Source organism: Streptomyces sp. NPDC002785, assembly GCF_040295565.1.
In the GTDB taxonomy this organism is placed as follows: domain Bacteria; phylum Actinomycetota; class Actinomycetes; order Streptomycetales; family Streptomycetaceae; genus Streptomyces.
This window is the reverse complement of record NZ_JBEOVN010000429.1, coordinates 1-1,448: the sequence shown is the minus strand read 5'-3', so window position 1 is coordinate 1,448 and position 1,448 is coordinate 1. Positions and strand designations below refer to the sequence as shown.

Below are 1,448 nucleotides of genomic sequence, written 5' to 3'. Positions count from 1 at the left end.
TAGTAGGGCTTTGTTAGGTCCTGTGGTGTGGTTCTGGTTTGGGTGCGGGTTGGCCGCATATCGAGCAGGCGCCGGTCCAGGTGGCCAGGAGGGTCTGGAGTTCGCGGAGGACCGCGTAGAGGGTCAGGCCGGCGCAGGGGCTTTTGGGTCGAGCCGCAGCAGGGTGCAGAAGGCCTGGGCGAGGGAAGCGAGGGTGACGTGGCGGTGCCAGCCGAGGTAGTTGCGGCCCTCGAAGTGGTCCAGTCCCAGACCGTCCTTGAGCTCGCGGTAGTCGTGCTCAACTCGCCATCGGATCTTGGCGATTCGGACCAGCTCGCGCAGTGGGGTGTCGGCGGGCAGTGTCGAGAGCCAGTAGTCGGTCGGCTCGGCGGAGTCGGGTGGCCACTCGACGAGCAGCCAGCATTCGGGCAGCGCGCCGTCGGCGGCGCGGCGGATGGACCGGTTGGCAGGGCGGACCCGCAGGGACAGGAACTGTGAGCGCATGTCGGCGTTCGGGTTGCGTTTGGTGGCCTTGCTGCCCTGGCGCCAGGTGACGGTGCGGGTGGCCGCTTGTCCGGCTGCCAGGGTCAGCGCGCGCAGGGTGGTGTGCGGCTGGGGGTAGGCGGACATGGGAGGGCGGCCCTGCCCGGAGTACGGCGGGCGCTCGGGCGTGGCGTCGCCGGGGTGTGCGGTCGTGGTGGCTTTGACCGCGACCGCGTAGGTCAGGCCGCGCTCGGTCAGGCCCTCGCGAAAGCCCGTGGCGTCGCCGTATCCGGCGTCGGCGACGACCGGCAGGTCTGGCAGCTCCCAGTCTTCGCGGACCTCGTCGAGCATGTCCAGGGCCAGGCGCCACTTCTCCCGGTGCCGTGCCGCGTCGGGGATGCCGGCCTTGACGCGGCGCCGGCGGATTGTCTCGGACAGCAGCGCGTCCTCACTGTGCTTGGTGTCGTCCCAGCTCTCGGGCAGGAACAAGCGCCAGTCGACGGCCGAGGACGCGCGGTCGGACACCAGGTTCACACTGACGCCGATCTGGCAGTTGCCGCGCTTGCCCAGCGCGCCGCAGTACATCCGCGCCACCCCCGGCGAGTCGTAGCCGTCCTTGGGAAAGCCGACATCGTCGATGGCATACGCCTCGGGTGAGATGTGCGCCGCAGCCCAACGGGCCAGCCGCTCACGGACCTTGACGTAGTCCCAGGTGGAGGAGGATACGAACTGCTGGAGCTGCTGGTGGTCCACACCCAGACGCTCGGCCATGGGCTGCATGGACTTGCGCTTGCCGTCCAGCATCAGCCCGCGTACGTACAACTCGCCCTTGGCCCGCTGGTCCCGCCGGGCAAGCGAGCCGAGCATCTGAGCCGCGAACGCCTCCAGGCGCGGACGGACCTCTTCCATCTCCTCAGGAGTCACACCTGAAAGAAGATCACAACCCTACTCCTGCTTGATTATCCGGGGTACCTAACAAAGCCCTA

General features: G+C 68.5%; 1 protein-coding gene. It reads right to left on the bottom strand.

What is annotated here, in order from left to right; all coding sequences use genetic code 11:
* Positions 1 to 123 precede the first annotated feature (123 nt).
* Positions 124 to 1,386, bottom strand: coding sequence for an IS701 family transposase (locus tag ABTZ94_RS37545; protein WP_351207949.1), 1,263 nt, complete (start codon positions 1,384 to 1,386; stop codon positions 124 to 126).
* Positions 1,387 to 1,448 lie beyond the last annotated feature (62 nt).